The sequence below is a fragment of the Sporosarcina sp. P7 genome (assembly GCF_002743425.1).
Taxonomy (GTDB): domain Bacteria; phylum Bacillota; class Bacilli; order Bacillales_A; family Planococcaceae; genus Sporosarcina.
In genome coordinates this window covers 156465-173248 of the sequence record NZ_PDZF01000007.1, presented here as the reverse complement: position 1 = coordinate 173248, position 16784 = coordinate 156465, and the positions used below count along the sequence as shown (strand labels likewise).

Below are 16784 nucleotides of genomic sequence, written 5' to 3'. Positions count from 1 at the left end.
TTTTATACGATGAAGAATTTCCGAAGATACGCCTAGGGAGCAAGTGGCTGTTCCATAAAAAAGAAGTTGGTAAGTATATGGAGAGGTATAATAATGAAGTTCGTAAAAATGGTGGAAGTATCGAATCTTATATACGAAAGTGAAGATGAAAAAACATTGAGATTATTATACACAAGAAAAGAACTCACCATTATCAGTACAAGGGTAAGGGGGTATTGTTATATGTCCGCTGAGGAAACTAGAAATTAATCGTATCAAAGCTTGTCGAAGGAAATAGGGCAAGTCTGTCCAGAATAGAGTAGAGGCTGGGACACAACCTCAAAAGGTATGAAGGAGAAGACACTTTCATACCTTTTTTAATTCACTGAAACGTATTTATAAAGTTTAATTCGTTAGTAATCAAGAGTGTAGCGTAGGGGAACGGACTGTTTTTTAAGTTTTGTCCCAGCCTCTACTCTGTTTTTATTCCATTATTTGATATTTTTTAATTTTGGCATAAAGCCATGTTCGACTGGCGCCAAGAATCCGACTTGCTTGTGATTTATTTCCTCCAGCTTCCTGAAGAGCCGTTTGAATAAGTTCTTTTTCAGTTTTTTCCATCGAACTGATATAGGATTCGCTTGTAATCTTCTTGGGGGTAGACAGTTGATGCTCCGGTTGTTCGTTATACACATGTAATCGTGCATGGATGGAATCAGGAAGTTGTTCAATATCGATATAGTGATTCTGTGTTAAGTTAGCTGCCCTTTCTAATAGGTTTTGAAGCTCACGGATATTCCCGGGCCAATCATAGTTCAACAGTTTCGTCAGTGAGGAATGGGTGATGCCATTTAAATGGAACCCGAATTGATTGAGATGGAAAATTATGGAGTCGACGATGTCAGGCATGTCCTCCATCCGTTCACGTAAGTGTGGAATTTCAATCCGCATGATATTTAATCTGTAATAAAGATCTTCCCTGAACTTTCCTTCCGCAATGAGCCTTTCCAGGTTCTGGTTAGTTGCAGCAATGATTTTAGTGTCTAGCTGAACAATTTGGTTGCTGCCAATTGGTTCATACTCTTTTTCTTGCAGTACCCGCAACATTTTTGTTTGAAGTTCTAACGGCATATCACCGATTTCATCGAGAAATAAAGTGCCGTTTTGAGCCATCGCAAACTTCCCTTTTTTTCCGCCCTTTTTTGCACCAGTGAAAGATCCTTCCGCGTAGCCGAAAAAATCAGATTCGAGCAATTCATTCGGGATGGCCGCACAATTTACTTGAACGAACATACCTGTCTGTTGGGAGGCCGCATGGATGCCATGTGCAAATAACTCTTTCCCCGTTCCGCTTTCGCCAAGTAAAAGCACGGTTGAGCGGCTGCGCGATGCTGCCAGTGCCTCCGTTTTTGCCCGGCGAATCGGCTGCGAGTCGCCAATGATGTCAGCCAAGGAGTATTTAGTTCCCCTAATTTCATTCAATTTCTTTTGATAATAGGTGATCTGCTGTTCTAGCTTATTCACTTTTTGTAGCGCTCCCTGTAATTGAATCAATCCTTGGTAGGTGATTTTGCAAATGGCTCCGACATTTATGTTCTCATCTTTTATTGGTAATACAGTAATTAACGATTGCGTTTCTCCAATCAGCTTTGGAACATTATTCAATACCACCCCTGTTCGTACGACCTCTTCTAGACCAAGATTCGGAAAGGTTTCGGTAATGGATTTTCCCAACAAATCATTTCCTGTAATGTTATAAAGATCGAAAATCCTTTGTTGATCATTGTGATTTCCATCTACTTATCCACAAGAATAATGCCGTCATATGCTAATTCCACGACGGATCGCAGTTTTTCCTCCCATTCTTTTGAAAACTCTAATTCCCTTGCCGTTTCCTCGAGCTTTGTCATGTCTTCCATCAAGACCATTAATCCGGTCAATTCATTACTTTCTATTATTAGATAACATTTGATAAATAGGCTATGTCCGTTTAATTCTAATTTTGTTTTTGCTTCAACTTCTTTATTTAGCAGAACACGATTCAATAGTTTGAGAATCGTTTCGTCAATATCCCGTTCACCAAATGTGTAATTATCCGCGGACAATTGTAGAAAAGAATTGGCCAACGGATTGATGGAGATGATATTAAAATGCGTATCGACTGAAAAAAGCCCGAAATTCAAATTATGGAAAATCAACCCCAATTCTAATTCCATTCGACCATAAACTTTATCGTACAAATAGAGGGTTTCGGAAGTGGACATGATACCAATGGGTTCTCGTTTTTCATTCAGGACAGGCGCGTGTCCTAACTGATTTTCTAAAACACGCTCCGTTGTCGGTTCGGACCCGACGCTTATGCTGACAGGTCCAATCGAAGCGACCAGAAAAGTATTGAAAAAAGCTGGTCTATCTATAAAGGACATCGATACCTATGAAGTAAATGAGGCTTTTGCTCAAGTTCCTCTAGCCTGGTTAAAAGATGTTGATGCTGAATATGAAAAGTTAAATGTTGACGGGAGAGCCATTGCTTTAGGGCATCCACTCGGAGCGACAGGAACAAAATTACTTGTTACGTTGTTGAATCGTTTAGAACGGAAAAACGAACGATTTGGTTTGCTTGCCATCTGTGAGGGAATGGGGATGGAGAATGCCACTGTTATTGAAAGATTGGAGTAGGACCGCTTTTAAATCATTCCAATTTCAAGTATATTATTTTAAATAAGATAGGAAAATATAATACTTAAGACTGCCACAATCAATAAGATTGTGGCATTTTTCACTACTGTGGCATAACTCACGACTGAAATCTCAGTCATTAATGCATTGGTCAGTCTTGGGGATTGCCGTTCATAATTCCTATAATGATTCTCCTTTAAATTTGTTATTGCTTACAAATTTCATTTTGTGAAGGGACCGGGATTTTATGCAGCCCAACTTTTTGGATGAAAACAGTGACAGGGATCTAATCCCCTTGTCACCGTTTAATATAGTGGTAAATATTCCCCGCCAGCTGAATGTTAAATAATTGTTGGCCATCTGTCAGGTCGGTTGAAAGAATTTCTTCAATACGTTTCAGGCGATAATTTAGCGTATTCGTGTGGACGTGAAGGGCGACGGCGGTTCGTTTGATGTTTTGGTTTTGACGCAAATAAGTAAGTAGTGTTTGCAACAAGTCTCCTTTTCGGGCTTGTTCGTATTGAATGAGCGGGCCGATGACTTCGTGGACGAAATCGAGCAGTTCTTCTTCTGAATTCCGTAAGATGAAACGTTGGATGCCAAGATCTGTGTAGGACAGGGCGCGTTCTTCGAAATGGTAGTTTTTCATGAATGTGATGCATTTTTCAGCTTCTTTGAATGATTCGTGGGCAGCGGCGAGGTTTGGTTTCATTCTGCCGATGCCGATGGTGATGTCGAGTTCGCTGTATGTTTTATCGATTTCCTGCTGCAAATGCAAGGCGAGTTCTTTAATGCTGCCTGCCGGGTTTGCTGCCTGCAGTTTGGCAGGGCAGGAGAATAAGGCGGCGAGCTTGTTTTGGTCGATAAGCGCGGCGCCTTGCGAGTTTTTTCCTAGGAAGTTATTATTCGTCATATAGAGCAGATTGTTGATGACGTTTTCGCTTATAGCTCCGCGCTGCAATTTGTCTTTGTTTTCGACGCTAATGATGACGGCGATGTAGTTGCGGTTCAAGTCGAATTGCAGATTTTTTGCCTGCTTCATTAATGTTTCATCAATTGCCTGGCCGGATAAAATTTTTGTCATGAATTCGTTCCGCAGACGCTGCTGTGTTTCGTAGACAGCTTGTTCTTTGACGAGCACGAGCGTGAGGACCGTGCAGATGTGTTCGAGCGCGTTGATTCCGACTTCTCCGATTGGGTCTTTTGAGATGATGATGAGTGTGCCGAGCGGCTTTATTTTCGATTGCAACGGCAGCGCGATGACTTGATATTTTTCAAGGCCTAGTGTGATTTCAGAGACGCTGTACGGGCTGTTGAGCGACTGGTCATTCTGTTTCACAAAGCGTTGTAGTTCGCTGTTCATCTCTATTGAAACGGGCGCGCGACAGGCAGAAGCCGTCAGTTCGCCTATCTCATCGAATAAGAAAATATGCTCGCCGATCGTTTTGTAAATATAGTCGATAATGGACTGGATTCCTTCCCCGTTGACTACTAGATTGGAGATGTTCCGCTGCGTTTCGATCGAGCGAGACAGCAGCTGGACGGTCTTTTTCTCTTGATGATAAATATTCGATTTTTCGAGCGCGATGGCGGCTTGCTGGGCGATCGCTTCTAACAGCTGCATATCTTCTTTTTTGAAATGAAGCGATTTATCGAATGAATCAAGCGTAATGACACCGATGCAGGTTCTTTTCAATAAAATCGGTGATGAAATGACTGAAGTGAAGTGGAAGTTATTCGAAATAGATTCATCGAGCAGCGTCCGATTGCAAGGAGTAAGTGTATCAAGCGCTTGTTTGATTTCTTCTTCATTTTTAAACACAAGCCCTTTTTCCGCTTGAAACGTCATGCCGGTCATCGATTCGCCTCTGCTTAATTCAATCGATTTAAAGATTTGCGGATAAAACAAGCCGTGCGCGGATTTGGCCACCAGGCGCTGTTTCTGCAGGTCGAAAACCCAAATGGAACCGCCTCCTGCTGCGTCTACTGCGGAAATCGCTTCACCTATAATCAAATCGAAAATCGTTTCGATGTCTAATGAAGAGTTAATGACAGTGGAAACATGTACAAGAGATTTGAGCTGCCGGTGAGTTAACGTATCTTGCATAATCTATCATCCTAACTCTATAGTATTTTGTGTTTTTTGTGTAAAACACACAAATTCTTTCGGATAATTACACATAGAATTGTTTTTTTTTATTGTTTATAATTATAGATGAATTGGAAATAGAATGATAGTGGGTTGGTTTAAAGTACACGGATAGATGAAAGTGAGTCGGTTTAATGTGCACGGACAAATGAAAGCGTTTGCAATTTGATTGTTGGCGCAACGATTTACGGCAATGACGGAATGTAAAAGAAGAATGGAGGGTATTGGATATGAATTTTGATTTGACGGATGAACAACAAATGGTGCGCAAGCTGGTTCGCGATTTTGCAGAAGCGGAAGTGGAGCCGGGTGCGGATGAGCGCGATCGTACAGGGGAATTCCCGAAAGAGATTTTTGAAAAGTTTTCGGAGCTTGGCTTGATGGGGCTACCTTTTCCGGAAGAGTACGGCGGTGGCGGAGCAGATACGACGAGTTTTGCTATCGTCACGGAAGAATTAAGCCGAGTCTGCGCATCGACAGGCATCACGTATTCTGCGCATATTTCACTTGGCGGAGCACCGATTCATTTGTTCGGCACACCGGAGCAGAAAAAGAAATATTTAATGCCGATTTGTACGGGTGAATCGTTCGGTGCGTTTGGATTGACGGAGCCGAATGCAGGGTCGGATGCGGGCGGGACAGAGACGACGGCTGTTCTTGATGGCGATGAGTGGGTCATTAACGGTTCGAAGTGTTTCATTACAAATGCAAGCTACGCGAAACATCTTGCTGTGACGGCGATTACAGACCGCTCAAAAGGAATGAACGGCATTAGCGCATTTATCGTGCCGACCGATGTACCAGGATTTACGGTCATCGCAAACTATGAAAAAATGGGACTTCATTCTTCTAACACGACGGAATTGATTTTGGAAAACGTCCGGGTGCCGAAAGAAAATCTTCTAGGCGAAATTGGAAACGGTTACAAACAGTTTTTGGCGACGCTTGACGGCGGACGGATCGGCATCGGTGCAATGGCTGTTGGCGTAGCGCAAGGAGCGTACGAGAAGGCGTTGAATTACGCGCAGGAGCGAAAGCAGTTCGGCAGAAGCATTTCGAACTTCCAGGCGATTCAGTTCAAACTCGCGGATATGGCAATGAATATCGAGCTGGCACGCAATATGGTGTATAAAGCAGCGTGGCTAAAAGATCAAGGGCGCCCGTTCAAAAAAGAAGCGGCGTTTGCAAAATTATTCGCTTCTGAAATGTGCATGCGTGTCTGTGATCAAGCAGTGCAGGTTCATGGCGGCTACGGCTATATTAAAGAATACCAAGTTGAACGTTTCTTCCGCGATGCGAAACTATTAGAAATCGGTGAAGGTACGTCTGAAGTCCAGCGCATGGTCATTGCAAAACAGATCGGCTGCTGATTTTGAAAGGGTTTTAGTGAATTGACAAAGGGGCGATTGAATGGATATTGAACGAGTTTTACAAGTAGCGGCGAATAGTAAACTTATTTATCCTAGTGAAGAAAAGGCGCGCTCGACTTCGATTGGTAGCGCAGAAGCTTTCCAAGAACTTCTCCGGCAGTCCCAGGAAGATCCTGCTGCATTTTGGGATCAGCAAGCCCGTGAGCTCGAATGGTATGAACCGTGGACAGAGACGATCAGCGGCAAACTCCCTGATTTCAAGTTTTTCGTGGATGGCATTACGAATCCTAGCATCAACTTACTAGACCGGCATATACATAACGGTGCCGGTAACCGGACAGCGCTCATTTGGGAAGGTGAGAACGGCGATTCGAAGTTTTACACGTATTCGATGCTCCTTGCAGAAGTAAACCGTTTTTCTAATGTGCTCCGATCGTTCGGTGTGAAAAAAGGCGATTGTGTCGCGATCTATCTTCCGAATTTGGCGGAAGCCGTCATAGCGGTGCTCGCGTGTTTCCGTGTCGGGGCAATTTACAACGCAGTCTTCTCAGGCTATTCCGAGCGTTCTTTGTCCGACCGATTGGCAAGCTTTGAACCGAAAGTCATTATCACAGCGGATGCGACAATGCGCCGCGGCAAAGAAATTCGCTTGAAAGAAAAAGTCGATCAAGTCGCGCCGTCCACTTCTTCAGTTGAAGCGGTCATCGTCGTCAATCGCATGGGCATCGATATCGACATGCAGAAAGGCCGCGATTACTGGTGGCATGAGCTGACGGAAAAAGCGAGTATCCATTGCGAACCGGAGCGCCTTGAAGCGAATGAAAGCGGGATCGTTTTCTATACGAGTGGCACGACCGGAAAGCCGAAAGGAATCGTACACTCAGGTACGGCATTCGTCGTGCAAAACTATGTCTATGCGAAATACCATCTCGACCATCGCGATGACGACGTATTTTGGTGCACGGCGGATATCGGCTGGCTGACGATGCATATTTGGGGTATCGTCGGAGCCCTTGCGAACGGCGTTACGACAGTCATTTGCGAAGGAGCGATCGATTATCCCGAGAAAACACGTTTTTATCAAATCATTGAAAAATACCGTGTCAATAAATTATTTACCGCTCCGACAGCGCTACGCATGTTGAAAAGCATGGGTCAGGAGCCAATCGAGCAGTTTGACTTGTCATGCCTTGACGTGATCGCACTCGTCGGCGAGCCGTTCGATGCGGAGACGTGGCACTGGACATATGAAGTGCTAGGCAAGAAAAAAGTCTATATTAACAACACTTGGGGGCAGACCGAAACGGCCGGCTCGCCGATTGCAGGAGCAGCATGGCTGACGCCGATGAAACCCGGGTCTTCGGGCACGCAGTTTTTAGGCGCAGTATTCGATGTCGTCAATGAAGCCGGCGAACCTGTGAAAGCCGGGCAGCTTGGCAACTTGATCATTAAAAAGCCATTCCCGATGCTATGCAGGACGATTTGGAGAGAGCCGGAACGTTACTACGGTTCATACTACAGCCAAGTCGACGGTAGCTACTACGCTAGTGATCTCGCACTGATCGACGAAGACGGCTATATTTGGGTAGTCGGCCGTTCAGACGATGCATTCAACGTCGCAGGCCACCGTTTGAGTACGATGGAAATGGAAAGCGCTGTGCTCGAAAGTGCAGGCGTGGCGGAATGCGCGGTCATTGGTGTGCCGGATGAAATTAAAGGAGAAGTGCCTATCGTTTTCGTCCGTCTTTCAGAAAATGTAACAGACGGGGAGGAAGTCGCAGGGCGGATTAAAGAAAACATCATCCGCCAGATCGGAAAAATCGCCCAACCGAAAGAAATCATCATAACGGACTCCCTGCCTAAAACGGTGAGCGGAAAAATAATGCGTCGCCTGATTAAAGAAATCGTTACGACAGGCAGTGTCGCAGGTGATGTGACGGGGCTTGAAGATCCGTCGACTGTTGCGGAACTTCAGAGCGTCATTAAAGCGAAAACTGCGAGCAAATAAATGAACAGTGGAGCCGGTCTTTTTATGGCCGGCCCTCCTTTTCCTAAATGGATGGACACGAAAGCTTGATTACACGATAAATTGAAAGGGTGAATATCATGTTTAAAAAGATTTTGATTGCGAACCGCGGGGAAATAGCGGCCCGTGTCATGCGTACATGCAGGGCTCACGGTATTAAAACAGTTAGTGTCTATTCGGAAGCGGATGCGGAAGCTGTCCACGTCAAACATGCGGATGAAGCATATTTGCTCGGCGGACCGCGCGTAACGGAAAGTTATATGAAAATCGATAAAATTTTAGAAGCGGCGCATCAGTCGAAAGCGGAAGCGATCCATCCAGGCTATGGTCTACTCTCTGAAAACGCTGAATTTGCACGCCGCTGCGAAGAAGAAGGATTCGTGTTCATCGGGCCTTCGCCGGAAGTCATTTCTGAAATGGGCAGCAAAATTGCAGCGCGCAAGGCGATGGAAAAAGCCGGTGTTCCGGTCGTGCCGGGTATCACCCGTGCGCTTGCAGACGCTGAAGAAGCGATCGAAGCGGCGGAAACTATCGGCTATCCGGTTATGCTGAAGGCGTCTGCGGGCGGCGGTGGAATCGGCATGCAAGTCGTCTACAGCGCTGACGAAATTCACAAAGCGTTCGAAGGCAATCAAAAACGAGCAACTGATTTCTTCGGTGATGGCGCGATGTATATTGAAAAATTCGTCGAGAATCCGCGCCATATCGAAATTCAAATCTTAGCGGACAATAGTGGAAATACAGTGTACTTATGGGAGCGCGAGTGCTCAATCCAGCGCCGCCACCAAAAAGTCGTAGAAGAAGCTCCGTCTTCATTCATTTCAGAAGAGACACGAAGAAAAATGGGTGAAGCAGCGGTTAAAGCGGCGAAGTCCATTGGCTATAGAAATGCTGGCACGATCGAGTTTTTAGTCGACGCAGACCAAAACTTCTACTTTCTTGAAATGAATACACGGCTACAAGTTGAGCATCCGATTACAGAAGAAATTACGGGGCTCGACTTAGTGAAAGAGCAGCTTGATATCGCAGCGGGAAAAACACTTACATTTGCGCAGGAAGACGTCAAACGCGACGGACATGCAATTGAAGTACGTATTTACGCTGAAGATCCGAAAACATTTTTCCCTTCACCGGGGACCATCACAAAACTTAAGTTGCCAGAAGGACCGGGCATCCGCCACGAATTGGCAGTACACGGTGAGTCGATTGTCACACCGTTTTATGACCCGATGATTGCGAAACTTGTCGTCAAAGGTAAAGACCGCGACGAAGCGATCGACCGCCTGCAGGAAGCGCTTTCGACCTACCATATCGAAGGCATCAAGACGAATATTCCAATGCTTCAGGAAGTAGCAGCACATGAAGCATTCCGTATTGGGGATACGACAACGGAATTCGTAGAAAAATATTTGACGAAGAAGAAGAAAAAACAAAAACAAACGAAATGACTTTGGGGGGATTACTATGACAGAAATTACTGCAAGCATGGCAGGAAGCGTTTGGAAAGTACTCGTGAAAGCAGGAGATGAAGTAGAAGAAGATCAAGACATCGTCATCTTGGAATCGATGAAAATGGAAATACCGATTGCAACTGATTTTGATGGTGTCGTAAAAGATGTAAAAGTGAACGAAGGCGAATTCGTCAATGAAGGAGACGTCATCGCAGTCATTGAATAATTCCTGTAGAAGGAGATGAAACGATGAAATGGCCTAAAACAATTACGATTAAAGAAGTCGGACCGCGAGACGGGCTGCAGAACGAAAAAATCTTCATTCCGACAAAGGACAAAATCGCCTGGATTAATGAGTTGTCTAAAAGTGGCCTGACATCGATTGAAGTGACGTCTTTCGTCAATCCGAAATGGATTCCGGCGCTCGCGGACGCAGCTGAAGTAATGGCGGGCATTAATCGGGAGCCGGGCGTCTCTTATTCGGCGCTCGTCCCGAACCGTCAAGGGCTTGAACGGGCTTTTGAAGCACATATCGATGAAGCGGCGGTGTTCATGTCAGCGAGCGAAACGCATAATATGAAAAATATTAATAAAACGATCAAGGATACACTGCCTGTATTAAAAGAAATTGTCCAAGGAGCGAAAATGGCAAACAAGAAGACGAGAGGCTATGTGTCTACAGTGTTCGGCTGTCCATACGAAGGCGTAGTCGATACGGAAGCGGTCGTCCGCGTGTCGGAGTCGCTGTTTGATATGGGCATTGACGAATTGTCGCTTGGCGATACGATCGGCGTTGCGAATCCTCGGCAAGTCCAGGAAGTGCTTGACGTACTGCTGAAACGTTTTCCGGCAGACAAATTGGCAATGCATTTCCATGACACACGCGGGACAGCTTTAGCGAATGTCCTGGCGTCACTTGATATGGGCATTACGGTGTTCGACAGTTCTGTTGGCGGGCTCGGCGGCTGTCCATACGCACCGGGTGCTTCAGGCAATGTAGCGACAGAAGATTTATTGTATATGCTGCATGGAATGGATATTCATACCGGCGTCGATGGCGAGAAAATTTTAGCGGCGTCCGCGTTTATCCAAGAAAAAATCGGCCGGGCGCTTCCAAGTAAGAACTTGCAGGCTGCCGGTGCGCATGATAAGTGAAGGACGTGAGTAAATGGGCAATAATGTGGTATTAGAGAAGCGCAACGACGGAATTGCGGTCATTTTATTGAATCGTCCGGAAGCGGCGAATGCATTGTCAGTTGAGATGCTGGGCGGGCTTTACAATGCACTGCAGGAATGCCGCTACGACCGGGAAATCCGCGCTGTTATTATAACGGGCGCTGGTGAAAAAGCTTTTTGTGCAGGCGCTGATTTAAAGGAACGCCTAGGAATGAATCCGGTCGAGGTGCGCAAGACGGTTTCGTTGATCCGTCAGACAATTAACGGCATTGAATCATTGCCGCAGCCGGTCATAGCTGCAGTCAACGGCGTTGCGCTCGGCGGCGGGACAGAAGTGGCCCTGGCATGCGACATCCGGATTGTAGCGGAGACGGCAAAGTTTGGGTTGACGGAAACTTCGCTCGGCATTATTCCGGGAGCTGGCGGTACGCAACGTCTGCCGAGATTGATCGGCAAAGGACGTGCGAAAGAGCTTATTTTCACAGCGCGCAAAGTCGAAGCGACAGAAGCATCGGAAATCGGGCTTGCTGAATTCATTGTGGCGCCTGATCAGTTGATGGATCAAGCGCTTACTGTCGCGGGACAAATCGCTGCCAACGGTCCGCTCGCTGTCGCGCAGGCGAAGTTCGCGATTGACCACGGCTATGATGTAGAACTGCAGACGGGGCTCGCAATCGAACAAAATGCCTATGAAGTGACGATTCCTTCCAAAGACCGGCTCGAAGGACTGCAGGCATTCAAGGAAAAACGCAAGCCTATATATACTGGCGAATGATGAACGATGATAAGGGAGGCAGGACTATGACAACCGATACGAAATCTTTGCAGCAAGCATTGAATGAAAGAGTTGAGCAGATTAAAAAAGGTGGCGCGCAGAAATACCATGAGAAAAATGCGGAACAAGGGAAAATGTTCGTCCGGGACCGCTTAAGATTATTATTCGATTCGGATCTTGAAATCGAAGACGGCCAATTCGCGAACTGCATGGCGGGCGATCTTCCTGCTGACGGAGTGGTAACAGGCATGGGGAAGATTAACGGCCAAGTTGTTTGCGTCATGGCGAATGATTCCACAATCAAAGCAGGCTCATGGGGCGCACGAACAGTGGAAAAAATTATCCGAATCCAAGAAACCGCTGAAAAATTGAATGTGCCGCTCGTTTACTTAGTCGATTCTGCGGGTGCACGAATTACGGATCAAGTCGAAATGTTCCCAGGTCGCCGCGGTGCGGGGAAAATTTTTTACAATCAAGTGAAATTATCCGGTCGTATTCCGCAAGTCTGCGTCTTGTTCGGTCCGTCAGCTGCTGGCGGCGCGTATATCCCAGCGTTTTGCGATATCGTCATTATGGTCGACAAAAACGCTTCGATGTACCTTGGATCGCCGCGCATGGCGGAAATGGTCATCGGTGAAAAAGTAACACTCGAAGAAATGGGCGGCGCACGAATGCACTGCTCAATTTCAGGATGCGGCGATGTGCTCGCAAAAAACGAAGAAGACGCAATCGCAGCGGCGCGAAGATATTTATCGTATTTCCCGGCAAACTTCTCGGAAAATCCGCCTGTACGTGATGCAGTGGCGCCGATACAGCTGGATAAGGCACTGGAAGAAATCATTCCGAAAAATGAAAACGCTCCGTTTAATATGCACGACTTGATCAAAGGGATTATCGATGAAGGTTCATTCTTCGAAATTAAGAAGCTATTTGCAGGCGAGCTCATTACTGGTCTTGCGCGCATCGATGGAAAAGCGGTCGGCATTATCGCGAACCAGCCGCGCGTTAAAGGCGGCGTGCTATTCCACGACACTGCTGACAAAGCGGCAAAGTTCATCAACCTTTGCGACGCATTCCATATTCCGCTGCTGTTCTTAGTCGACGTGCCTGGATTCATGATCGGAACAAAAGTAGAACGCGCAGGCATCATCCGCCACGGCGCAAAAATGATTTCTGCGATGTCAGAAGCGACTGTGCCGAAAATTTCCGTCATTGTTCGCAAAGCATACGGCGCAGGTCTGTACGCCATGGCAGGCCCGGCATTTGAACCGGATGCGTGTTTAGCACTGCCATCCGCTTCCATCGCGGTCATGGGGCCTGACGCAGCTGTCAACGCAGTCTACGCAAACAAAATTGCTGCGTTGCCCGAAGAAGAGCGCGCAGCTTATATTGAAACGAAACGCAGCGAATACAAAGAAGATATCGACATTTACCATTTAGCTTCCGAAATGATTATTGACGGCATCATCCCAGCAGACTCACTGCGCGATGAGCTGATTACGCGCTACGAAGCGTATGCGACGAAATATATCCAGTTTACGGAACGTAAGCATCCAGTTTATCCGGTGTGATGGAAGCAGACAGGTCCCGCGTCACCGAGAGGGACTTTTAATTAACTATTTACGTGTCAGATTCAGCAATTTTCCATTTTGAGAATGGATATACAAAACGTATACACACAGCGCGCAAACAATTGCTACTATTGCATTTTTCATGTCTTTTTGGAACGTAATAAAGTGAAATCTAGATATGATCTAAAAAAGCACGGTAGCATTGTTAAATCAATGTATACCGTGCTATTTGTATGAGACTTCAAATAGCAACATTAAAATTCCAAAGTCTTCCATACGAAAGTCATACAAATTCTTAGCTTATTACCTTTTCTAAATTTAATCGTAATATACTTTGTGAAATGCTGCACTTTGAGAGGAGTGGGGGATAGAAGGCGCACGAGGAAGACATACTCATTACTACTGACAAATCAAAAATGAGAATATATCGCACACTAGCCGTTTTTAATTAATGGGATTAGAATAATTGGATATAAACAGTGAAACATGTTTTGTCCTAAAAAGAATGGAATAAAAAGGAGAAGGAAAAAGATGGGAAGAGTAGTTCACTTTGAAATTCACGTAGACGACATGGAAAGGGCACAAAAGTTTTATGGAGATGTATTCGGATGGACCTTTCAGGACTGGAGTGAGTATGCAGGGATGCCTTATTGTGGAGCAGTGACTGGTGATAGTGAGCTTGGAGTGGATGGAGCATTGATGCAACGTCAAGGTCCGCGTCCAGAACGTAACCAACCATTAAATGGTTATGCTTGTACTATAGGAGTCGATGATTACGATTCGACTGAAGTGAAAATTCTTGATGGTGGGGGCAGCGTTGCAATACCCAAATATGCGTTGCCAGGAATGGCATGGCAAGGCTATTATTTGGATACCGAGGGTAATATTTTTGGAGTTCATCAACCAGATGAAAATGCAAAATAATAAGGTTGTTTTGTGAGGGATGTAATCTTAAACTAAAGAGACATTTTGTTTTGTAATAATTTTACTAGGTTTGATTATTTTAAAGGAGTGATGCACAATGGCTGTCGATATTTATTTAACGTTTAATGGGAATTGTCGTGAAGCGGTTGAGTTTTATGCAGAAGTTTTTGAAACCGAAAAACCTAACTTTATGACTTTCGGAGAAAAATCTCCAAATCCAGAATACCCTCTTCCGGAAGAAGCAAAAAACTTAATTATGCATACTCGTTTAGCAATTGAAGGAAGCACTGTAATGTTTTCAGATACGTTCCCTGGTTCGCCTTTCACAGTTGGAAACAACATTAGCTTAGCTTACCAATGTGTAGAAGCGGAAAAGTTACAAATGGTTTATGATAAGCTAAAAAAAGAGGGAACCGTTGGGATGGAACTTCAAGAGACTTTCTGGTCAAAACTTTATGGTCAGGTCACTGATAAATTCGATGTAATTTGGCAATTGAGTTTAATCAACGAAGACGAAGTTTCTTAACAGCAAACAATCCAAGTCGTAAGGTTTTAAATCGGCAGACGGCATGGAACCATTAATTAAAAGAGGTGTAGGTATGAGTAAAGTTTCATCTACGACTTTGAACATGATAAGAAATTTTAATGTAGCACCTGAAAAAGTATTTGATGCGTGGCTGAACCCAGAAATGATGAGAAAGTGGTTCTTCACATTGGAAGGGACAAATAAAGTGACACGAAATAATCCCAAAGTAGGCGGTACTTGGGAAATTATTGACCATAGAGGAGGACAAGATTACCGCGCGATTGGGGAATATCTAGAAATTGATCCTCCGAAAAAAGTGATGTTCACTTTTAAAATGCCAGAAATGAGCGATTTAGAAGATACAATTACAGTTGAGCTAAAAGAGCTCGAGCAAGGTTGCAAGATGACATTCACACAATTGATCCATGTTGCTCAAGAAGTGAATTGGACAGAGTCCGAGATCGAAAAAGCACTTACAGAAATGCATGATGGCACTGAAGTTGGCTGGAATTATATGTTTATGGGATTGAAGGAATTAGTGGAAACAGGTAGAGTTAGCTATACAGGGTAAAAAAGTTTAAACAAAGAGAGGAAAGTAGAATATGAAGGACGTTAAACCATTTTTAATGTTTCAGGGCGGAACAGCAGAAGAAGCTATGAAATATTACACCTCACTCATCGAAGACTCAGAAATTAAAAGCATTACGCGGTACGGGGCTGAAGGACCTGGTGAAGAAGGTACAGTGGTACAAGCGGTATTCTCGTTAAAAGGACAAGAGTTCATGTGTATCGACAGCCATATTGATCACGAGTTTACATTTACTCCATCTTTTTCTATTTATCTAACGTGTGATACTGAAGAGGAAATTGACAGTCTTTATGAAAAAATGATGCAAAACGGTACAGCTCTCATGCCTTTAGATAACTATGGATTCAGTAAAAAATTCGGATGGCTGAATGACCAGTTCGGCATTTCTTGGCAGTTGAACTTACCAGAGTAATGTAGATCCAAAAAAAATCGAGATATTTTACCATCGGATGCTTAACTGAAAGCATGAGCGCATTTTTAAAATTTTACAGACAAAATAATAAACAGTAAAATGCTGATCCCATTTATATTTAATAAATGGGATCAGCATTTTTGAATTGGCGGTATTATTAGAACCTCATGAAATTTGTTCCATTTTCCGGATTTTTTCCACGATGATGATTCCTAGAAGAAGATATTTAGGCACATTTAGCGGAATGAATACATTAGTAATCAACATATATTTATTGATATTCGATAAATTTGGTGTTAAAGTGAAATTTATAATATTGAAGCTAAGAGAGGTGCTTTTCATGAAACGAGGAACAACACTATTTTTAAAGATAGCTGTCATTTTAATTGGTATTCCAGTTCTTGCTGTGTGCATATTTTTGTTGCCGCAGTTAGCTATTGAGGCAAAAGAAGCTACGGAAAGAGGTTGGGATTTTGCTTATGCAATATATAGTATTTTAGTAGTCATCTATATTTCGGTGATTTCATTTTATTTTGCCTTGTACCAAACCTTTAACCTATTAAACTTTATCGACGGAAATCAAGCGTTCTCTGAGTTGTCTGTAAGGGCGTTAAAGAAAATCAAATACTGTGCGATTATAATTAGCGGCTTATATGTAGTAGCCCTTCCATTCGTCTTTATCATGGCAGAGATAGACGACGCCCCAGGTCTGGTAATAGTCGGAATGATTCCTATTTTTGCTTCCATGGTGATCGCGGTCTTTGCTGCTGTTCTCCAAAGGCTTTTAAGAGAAGCAATCGATATAAAAGAGGAAAATGATTTAATAGTCTGAGCAGAGGTGAATAACATGGTAATTATCATCAATATTGATGTGATGTTAGCCAAAAGGAAAATGAGTGTTACGGAACTTTCCGAGCGAGTTGGGATTACAATGGCGAACATCTCCATACTGAAAAATGGAAAGGCGAAGGCGATTCGACTATCGACTTTAGATGCGATTTGTAAGGCTTTAGAGTGTCAGCCTGGGGATATATTAGAATACCAAGTAGAAGAAGACACGGAAAATCCAGCAGAGTAGAAAACGAGTCAATGCAACTGTAAGGCATTTCATTCAACACGATATAATAAAAAAAATATAAATATAGAGCATTTCCTCA

16 protein-coding genes and 1 pseudogene are annotated in these 16784 nt (G+C 44.3%); 14 read left to right on the top strand and 3 right to left on the bottom strand.

The genetic code is table 11. The features are described 5' to 3' along the window. Window positions 1–462: 462 nt before the first annotated feature. The gene (locus tag CSV60_RS09110) at window positions 463–1713 is read right to left on the bottom strand and encodes a sigma-54 interaction domain-containing protein (RefSeq protein ID WP_143565335.1); all 1251 of its coding nucleotides are present in this window, start codon (window positions 1711–1713) and stop codon (window positions 463–465) included. Between the two features lie 62 nt (window positions 1714–1775). Then, on the bottom strand, window positions 1776–2195 hold the full coding sequence (locus tag CSV60_RS09105; protein ID WP_143565334.1) for a nitrogen regulation protein NR(II): 420 nt from the start codon (window positions 2193–2195) through the stop codon (window positions 1776–1778). A gap of 109 nt (window positions 2196–2304) precedes the next feature. Between CSV60_RS09105 and CSV60_RS09100 the strand changes: the two are divergent. Further along, window positions 2305–2658 (top strand): annotated as a pseudogene (locus tag CSV60_RS09100) (steroid 3-ketoacyl-CoA thiolase); the annotation flags it as partial. A 298-nt stretch (window positions 2659–2956) separates the two neighbouring features. On the opposite strand, the gene CSV60_RS09095 reads toward CSV60_RS09100, so the two are convergent. After that, on the bottom strand, window positions 2957–4765 hold the full coding sequence (locus tag CSV60_RS09095) for a helix-turn-helix domain-containing protein (RefSeq protein ID WP_099636752.1): 1809 nt from the start codon (window positions 4763–4765) through the stop codon (window positions 2957–2959). Between the two features lie 272 nt (window positions 4766–5037). Between CSV60_RS09095 and CSV60_RS09090 the strand changes: the two genes are divergently transcribed. The 13 genes from CSV60_RS09090 (at window position 5038) to CSV60_RS09030 (ending at window position 16705) form a co-directional block, all read left to right on the top strand. After that, on the top strand, window positions 5038–6177 hold the full coding sequence (locus CSV60_RS09090) for an acyl-CoA dehydrogenase (protein WP_099629753.1): 1140 nt from the start codon (window positions 5038–5040) through the stop codon (window positions 6175–6177). A 40-nt stretch (window positions 6178–6217) separates the two neighbouring features. Beyond that, a complete protein-coding gene (locus tag CSV60_RS09085; RefSeq protein ID WP_099636751.1) occupies window positions 6218–8185 on the top strand; it encodes an acetate--CoA ligase in 1968 nt (655 codons plus the stop codon). 98 nt (window positions 8186–8283) lie between these two features. Next, window positions 8284–9651 (top strand): acetyl-CoA carboxylase biotin carboxylase subunit, encoded by a 1368-nt coding sequence (locus CSV60_RS09080; RefSeq protein ID WP_099629755.1) that lies wholly within the window; start codon window positions 8284–8286, stop codon window positions 9649–9651. A gap of 16 nt (window positions 9652–9667) precedes the next feature. Beyond that, on the top strand, window positions 9668–9880 hold the full coding sequence (locus CSV60_RS09075) for an acetyl-CoA carboxylase biotin carboxyl carrier protein subunit (protein WP_099629756.1): 213 nt from the start codon (window positions 9668–9670) through the stop codon (window positions 9878–9880). 23 nt (window positions 9881–9903) lie between these two features. Then, the gene (locus CSV60_RS09070) at window positions 9904–10809 is read left to right on the top strand and encodes a hydroxymethylglutaryl-CoA lyase (RefSeq protein WP_099636750.1); all 906 of its coding nucleotides are present in this window, start codon (window positions 9904–9906) and stop codon (window positions 10807–10809) included. A 13-nt stretch (window positions 10810–10822) separates the two neighbouring features. After that, on the top strand, window positions 10823–11605 hold the full coding sequence (locus CSV60_RS09065; protein WP_099636749.1) for an enoyl-CoA hydratase: 783 nt from the start codon (window positions 10823–10825) through the stop codon (window positions 11603–11605). Between the two features lie 26 nt (window positions 11606–11631). Continuing rightward, a complete protein-coding gene (locus tag CSV60_RS09060; RefSeq protein ID WP_099636748.1) occupies window positions 11632–13176 on the top strand; it encodes an acyl-CoA carboxylase subunit beta in 1545 nt (514 codons plus the stop codon). Between the two features lie 531 nt (window positions 13177–13707). Then, on the top strand, window positions 13708–14100 hold the full coding sequence (locus tag CSV60_RS09055; RefSeq protein WP_099636747.1) for a VOC family protein: 393 nt from the start codon (window positions 13708–13710) through the stop codon (window positions 14098–14100). Window positions 14101–14197: 97 nt separating this feature from the next. After that, complete coding sequence (locus tag CSV60_RS09050; RefSeq protein WP_099629761.1) at window positions 14198–14626, top strand: VOC family protein; 429 nt, start codon at window positions 14198–14200, stop codon at window positions 14624–14626. 73 nt (window positions 14627–14699) lie between these two features. Continuing rightward, entirely contained in the window at window positions 14700–15197 is a 498-nt protein-coding gene (locus CSV60_RS09045) for an SRPBCC family protein (RefSeq protein ID WP_099629762.1), read from the top strand. A gap of 31 nt (window positions 15198–15228) precedes the next feature. Then, the gene (locus tag CSV60_RS09040) at window positions 15229–15627 is read left to right on the top strand and encodes a VOC family protein (protein WP_099636746.1); all 399 of its coding nucleotides are present in this window, start codon (window positions 15229–15231) and stop codon (window positions 15625–15627) included. A gap of 340 nt (window positions 15628–15967) precedes the next feature. Further along, window positions 15968–16459: a DUF2975 domain-containing protein gene (locus CSV60_RS09035; RefSeq protein ID WP_099636758.1), complete on the top strand. Its 492-nt coding sequence runs from the start codon at window positions 15968–15970 to the stop codon at window positions 16457–16459. Window positions 16460–16474: 15 nt separating this feature from the next. Further along, on the top strand, window positions 16475–16705 hold the full coding sequence (locus tag CSV60_RS09030) for a helix-turn-helix domain-containing protein (RefSeq protein WP_099629764.1): 231 nt from the start codon (window positions 16475–16477) through the stop codon (window positions 16703–16705). Window positions 16706–16784: the final 79 nt, after the last annotated feature.